Source organism: Streptomyces sp. NPDC003697 (genome assembly GCF_053587115.1).
Genome location: NZ_JBSFNN010000087.1, coordinates 23919 through 30024 on the forward strand (window position 1 = coordinate 23919; position 6106 = coordinate 30024).

Genomic DNA, 6106 nt, shown 5'->3' on the forward strand with positions numbered 1-6106 from the left:
TCGCTCCTCCTCTGACACAGGCCGGCTCCTGCCGGGAACCTGCCCATGCGCCTGCCCCACAGCCAGGTCGCCGAACCGCCCTCGGCGTGGAAGCACCCGAGTGGCCCGGGCCCCGCGCACCGGCCCCGACGGCCCGCAGCGGTCCTGCCCGCTCGCCACCGGGGCCGCCCCGGAAGCCGGTCGGGCCGGGGACATGGACCGGCCCGTCCCGGCGGCCGGCCCGGCCGGCGTGTGAACGGTCCGTCAGGCGCGGTGGCCCGGCTCTCTGCGTGTCGCAGTCCTCCAGGTGGACGCCGCCCAGACCTTGGAACGCTGAGGAGGGGAGGGCACTCCAGGTCAAGCGCGACCCGGCCCGCGCGCGGTGCGTGGACGGCAGCCCGGCGTGCGGAAGATGCCGGGCGCCCGGCGCCTGGAGATGCGCGAGGGCATGAGAAAGCCCCGACCGGACGGGGGGATCGCGGTCGGGGCGGTCAAGGTGGGCACGCATGGCGGTCGCCTCGCGGCGAGACGCTCCACAGGGCTTCAGCCGAACGATCGTCCCTGTGGGCAATAGGTGAGGCCCGGGGACACTGTCCCATCCGCACCCACGGACGGTTCAACGGGAAACCACCGGCTGGTGTTCCGTCGAACACCCGTCTCCGCCGTGACCTGCGTCACCCCCGGCGGAGGCCGGGGTGACCACCTCCGCCCACAGGTTCTCCGCCTGCAGCAGCAGGGACCCGAGGACCGTCGCCCGGGTGGCCTCCCGTTGCGCCGGCTCACGCAGCCCGGACTCCAGCCGCCCGCGCAGCTCCCACATCGCCGTCTCCGTCCCGCCCTGCGGGTGGTGGGCGTCCGACCCCTGCAGACGGCCGCTCTCCGCGTGGCAGGCGTTCGCGATCAGCCTCAGCAGGTCCGCGTACGTCCGCAGCTCCTCGGCGGCGGGCGGCTGTGGCGTTCGGGCGTCGTCGACCGCGACCTCCAGTGTCCGGGTCAGGGCCCTGACGTGGCCGGTCACGCGGCTCCACCGCTCGTCCTCCGCCTCCGGCGGCACATCGGTGGGAAGGCGCCGCAGCGCGCGCAGCGGCCGGTGCGTCAGCCGCAGGCTCTCTCGGCTCCAGCGGCGGGCCGAGTGCACCGCCTGAAGGCGGTGCTCGATCCCCGACGAGCGGCGCGACCAGTCCGCCGCGGTGTCCGCGTCCCAGTCCCCCTCGCGCAGGCCTTCCGCGATCGCGCACAGGACGTCTCCGGCCTCCCGTGCCAGCGCCGCGAGGTTCTCCCTGACGTCCCGCAGATGGATCGGCGGCAGGACGAACGCGTTCACCGTCACGCCGATCACCGCGCCCAGCGCCGCCTGGCCCACCCGGTGGCCCACCGCGGACACCGGCACACTGCCCGAGGCCAGGGTGAACACGGCCGTCGTGGCGCCGTAGATGCCCTGGTCGCCGAAGCGGGACCAGTTCGACAGCAGCATCAGCACGGGCAGGCACACGGCCAGGGCGACCAGGGTGTCGCCCGTGGCCGCCTGCGTCGCCGACGCGAGCAGCGTCCCCGCGCAGATCGCCCCCAGCTGCTGGACCGCCTGCCGCAGCGAGCTGTACACCGTGGCCTGGACGAGGACCAGCGCCGCCCAGGGGGCCATCAGGGCCATCGGGTCGTCGAGCCAGACCCGCGCGACGAGCCAGGCGAGCAGTGCCGCGGCCGCGGCCTTCAGCGACTGCACGAACAGGTCCCGCTCCCGGCCCGGCCCACGCCGCACGGACCGGACCGCCCGGCCGACCGCCTGCGCCTCCCGGCGCACCGCCCCCGCCGGGCTCCTGCCGCCGGTCACGGCACCGCCGTCACCGTCCTCCACGTTCTCTCCCACAGCCTCGCTCACACGCGTCATGCCGTGCCGGGTATCCCGGGGCCAGGGGGGTCCAAGCCGGTGACCTGCCCCACGTTCAGGCCAGCGGGCTGTCCGCCAGCGACGCCAGCAGGTGCGCGGGGTCGTCGTAGACCCTCTCCGCGCCCGCCTTCTCCAGGTCCTCGCGCGGGATGCCGCCGCACAGCACACCTACGCAGCGCACGCCGGCACGGCTGCCGGCCTGCATGTCCCAGACGGTGTCGCCCACGAACACGGCCCGCTCGGCGGGGACCCCCGCGAGCCGCAGGGCGTGCTCGACCGGCTCGGGCGCGGGCTTGCCCTCCTCGACGTCGTCGGCGCTCGCGGTGGCGCTGATGACGTCGTCCGCGTCGATGGCGCGGCGCAGCGCGCTGAGCTCCCGGCCGCTCGCCGAGGTGGCCAGGACCACCTTCCAGCCGTTGCGGTGCAGCTGCCGCAGCAGCCGGCCCGCGTCCGGCAGGGCGGGCAGCCGGTCGAAGTACTGGCCGTACAGCGCCTTGTGCGCGGCACTGAGCTCGGCGTCCTGGTCCGCGTCGCGGTCCTCGCCCAGCAGGTGGGCGATCAGGTCGGTGGAGCCCAGACCCACCGAGCGGTGGACGGCGTGCATGGTCACCCGGTGCCCCGCCTGCCGGAAGGCCTCCCACCAGCTGACCACGTGGAGGTGATTGGTGTCGACAAGGGTTCCGTCGACGTCGAACACGGCGGCACGGTCCATCCGGGGTCCTTCCTCTCGTCCCTGGGTGTCCCCGGGTACCACGTCAGGCGCTCGCCACTCCGGACGGCGTCCGGCGCTCCCGGGTCCAGGCCAGCAGGTCCTCCATGCGCCACGTGGTGACCACACGGTCCGCCGGCACCCCGCACTCCTCCGCCCGCGCACAGCCGAGGATCTGCCAGTCCAGCTGGCCCGGCGCGTGCGCGTCGGTGTCGACGGAGAACAGCACCCCCGCCTCGACGGCCTGGCGCAGCAGCCGCCGGGGCGGGTCCAGGCGCTCGGGGCGGCTGTTGATCTCCAGGGCCGTCCCCGTCTCGGCGCAGGCGGCGAACACCTCGCCGGCGTCGAAGACCGACTCGGGCCGGCCGCGCCCGGTGAGCAGCCGGCCCGTGCAGTGGCCGAGGACGTCGGAGTGCGGGCTGCGGACGGCGGCCACCATGCGGCGCGTCATCGCGTCGGCGTCCATCCGCAGCTTGGAGTGCACCGACACGACGACGACGTCGAGCTGTTCGAGCAGCTCGGGTTCCTGGTCGAGGGAGCCGTCGTCGAGGATGTCGCACTCGATGCCGGTCAGCAGACGGAAGGGAGCCCAGGTCTCGTTCAGCTCCGCCACCACCGCGAGCTGCTCGCGCAGCCGCTCCGGGGACAGGCCTCGCGCCACCGTCAGACGGGGGGAGTGGTCCGTCAGCACCGCCCACTCGTGGCCGAGGCCGGCCGCCGTCCGGCCCATCTCCTCGATCGGGCTGCCGCCGTCCGACCAGTCGGAGTGCAGATGGCAGTCGCCGCGGATGAGCGACCGCAGCTCCTCTCCGCCCCGGGCGAGCGGCTCCCGGGCCTCGTCCTGCAGCCTGCGCAGGTAACCGGGCACCTGCCCGGCCAGTGCCTCCCGGACGACCTGCGCGGTCTTCGGGCCGACGCCCTTCAGCGACTCCAGCCGCCCGCTGGACGCGCGTGCGGCCACCTCGCCGGCGGGCAGTTCCGCCAGCGTCCGGGACGCCGTGCGGAAGGCGCGCACACGGTAGGTGGGCGCCTGGGAGCGCTCCAGCAGAAAGGCGATCCGGTCCAGTGCCTCGACGGGGTCCATCACCACCTCCGCCTCCAGGGTTCCCCACCCCGCAACCCGTCGCACGGCACGAGCCGCCCCGCGCGCCGCGGGCGAGGCGTGCCCGGCGAGCCGTCCCGGCGGGACGACCCGGGAAGGAGCCGCGCCGGGCGCCCGGCGGCGACCGGGAACCGTGTTTCCGGCGGTAACCGGGAATACGGTTTGCCCGGTGCGCGCCCGGGTACTGGCGAGGCCCATCCGTAAGCGCTACGGCATCCAGGAGGTTCCCTCATGTCCGCCCTCTCCGCATCCCGGGTGGCCGTGATCACCGGCGCCGACTCCGGCATCGGACGCGCCACCGCCGTCCGCCTGGCCGAGGCGGGGATGGACGTCGGCATCACCTGGCACAGCGACGAGAAGGGCGCCGAGGAGACCGCCGCGGAGGTCCGCTCCAAGGGGCGCAGGGCCGCCGTCGCCCCCATGGACCTCACCGGGCTGCCCGCGGCCGCGGACACCGTCGACGCCCTGTCCGAGGAGCTCGGCCGCATCGACGTACTGGTCAACAACGCCGGCACGGGCACCGCCACGCCCTTCCTCGACCTGGGGCTGGACGACATGCGCCAGGTCCTCGACGTCGACCTCGTCGGCCCGTTCCTGTGCTCCCAGAAGGCGGCCCGGCGGATGATCCGGCAGGGCGACGGCGGCCGCATCGTCAACGTGACGTCCGTGCACGAGCACCAGCCGCGCGTCGGAGCAGCCCCGTACTGCGCGGCCAAAGGCGGTCTCGGACTGCTCACCCAGGTCATGGCCCTGGAACTGGCCGAGCACGGCATCACCGTCAACGCCGTGGCGCCCGGCGAGATCGCCACCCCGATGACCGGCCAGGAGGACACGGACGTCCACACCGAGCACCGCCCCGGCGTCCCCCTCGGCCGTCCCGGCGACGCCCGCGAGGTCGCGGCCGTCATCGCCTTCCTCACCGGTGCCGACGCCTCCTACGTCACCGGCGCCTCCTGGAGCGTCGACGGCGGCATGCTGCGCATGGGCCCGATGGCCGGGTCGCACCTGACCGGCGACGACTGGCGCCGTCCCTGAGCGGGGCACCGGATGAGACTGCGCACCTGTTCGTGCGAGCGCCCCGGCTTCACCCGCGTGCGGTGCGGTCGCGGCTTCCGCTACCTGGACACCCACGGCGAGACGCTCAGCGACCCCGGCGAGCTCGACCGGATCCGAGCCCTGACCATCCCGCCCGCCTGGCGCCAGGTGTGGATATGCCCCTGGCCCAACGGGCACCTCCAGGCCGTCGGCACGGACGACGCCGGGCGTCGCCAGTACCTGTACCACGAGGCGTTCCGCGCCCAGCAGGACCAGGCCAAGCACGAGCACGTACGGCGGGTCGCCCATGCCCTGCCCGACCTGCGCTCGCGGGTGGCGGCCGGCCTCGCGGGCCAGGGCCTGAGCCGCGACCGCGTCACCGCCTGCGCCGTGCGCCTGCTCGATCTCGGCTTCTTCCGCATCGGCAGCGACCGGCACACCGAGAAGAGCGAGACCTACGGCCTGACCACGATGCTGCGCGAGCACGTCACCTGCGACCACGGCGAGATCGCGTTCTCCTTCCCGGCCAAGGGCGGCGTCGAGCTCGTACGGGCACTGGTGGACGAGGAGGCGCACGCCGTCGTGCGGGCCCTGCTGCGGCGTCGGCGCGGAGGGGAGCGGCTGCTCGTGTACTGGGACCGGGGCGCCTGGCACGACCTGCACGGACACGACCTGAACGACGCGCTGCGCACACTCGCGGGGACCGAGATCACCGCCAAGGACTTCCGCACCTGGCACGCCACCGTGCTGGCGGCCGTGGCGGTCTCCGTGACCACCGAGGAGGCCCGTGCGACAGTCGCGGCCCGGCGCCGGCAGATCACCCGGGCGGTCCGTGAGGTCAGCCGCTACCTCGGCAACACGCCCGCGGTGTGCCGCTCCTCCTACATCGACCCGAAGGTGTTCGAGCTGTTCGAGGAGGGCGAGACGATCGCTGCCGCGCTCACCCTGCTGGGGGAGCACGGTGACTTTGGCCGGCCGGCCACGCAGGGGGCCGTCGAGGCGGCCGTACTGGACCTTCTGGAGCGGTGACTCCGAGCGGCGGCGCTGAGAATTTCGTCCGGGTGTGTCCCGTTCTAGGCTGTATGGCATGACCGAAGTCGCGAGCCCGCACATGTCCCGTCCACGGATCCTGGTGCTCGGGGTGCAACCGGGCGACCCGCCGTTCCGGGTCGTGGAGATCGACGGTCAGGTGGTCGGGGAGGCGAAGACCGTCATCGACGTCCTCGAGGCCGCCGCCGCGTTCGGGATAACGGTGCACGACCTGGACGATCCGGACGTCGTCCGCTGGGTCGGCGGTGTTCACGAGCAGCTTCTCCTCGACGACGGCGAGGATCGCGTAGAGCAGCGTGAAGAGGGTCATCGAGGTGAGCACCTCACCCTGGGAGACACCGGG

Annotated in this window: 5 protein-coding genes and 1 pseudogene; 3 read left to right on the top strand and 3 right to left on the bottom strand. The window is 74.0% G+C overall.

Annotated features, from left to right (window positions below; genetic code table 11):
• Positions 1 to 595 precede the first annotated feature (595 nt).
• The 3 genes from ACWDNY_RS26380 to ACWDNY_RS26390 are packed head-to-tail and all read right to left on the bottom strand — an operon-like array spanning position 596 to position 3660.
• On the bottom strand, positions 596 to 1867 hold the full coding sequence (locus ACWDNY_RS26380) for an FUSC family protein (RefSeq protein WP_451648284.1): 1272 nt from the start codon (positions 1865 to 1867) through the stop codon (positions 596 to 598).
• Positions 1868 to 1922: 55 nt separating this feature from the next.
• The gene (locus tag ACWDNY_RS26385) at positions 1923 to 2579 is read right to left on the bottom strand and encodes an HAD family hydrolase (RefSeq protein WP_451648285.1); all 657 of its coding nucleotides are present in this window, start codon (positions 2577 to 2579) and stop codon (positions 1923 to 1925) included.
• Positions 2580 to 2622: 43 nt separating this feature from the next.
• Entirely contained in the window at positions 2623 to 3660 is a 1038-nt protein-coding gene (locus tag ACWDNY_RS26390) for a PHP domain-containing protein (RefSeq protein ID WP_451648290.1), read from the bottom strand.
• Positions 3661 to 3909: 249 nt separating this feature from the next.
• Between ACWDNY_RS26390 and ACWDNY_RS26395 the strand changes: the two genes are divergently transcribed.
• The 3 genes and pseudogenes from ACWDNY_RS26395 to ACWDNY_RS26405 all read left to right on the top strand — a co-directional run.
• Positions 3910 to 4713, top strand: a complete 804-nt coding sequence (locus tag ACWDNY_RS26395) for an SDR family oxidoreductase (protein ID WP_451648286.1) — start codon at positions 3910 to 3912, stop codon at positions 4711 to 4713.
• 12 nt (positions 4714 to 4725) lie between these two features.
• The gene (locus tag ACWDNY_RS26400) at positions 4726 to 5742 is read left to right on the top strand and encodes a DNA topoisomerase IB (RefSeq protein ID WP_451648287.1); all 1017 of its coding nucleotides are present in this window, start codon (positions 4726 to 4728) and stop codon (positions 5740 to 5742) included.
• 58 nt (positions 5743 to 5800) lie between these two features.
• Positions 5801 to 6010 (top strand): annotated as a pseudogene (locus ACWDNY_RS26405) (hypothetical protein); the annotation flags it as partial.
• Positions 6011 to 6106 lie beyond the last annotated feature (96 nt).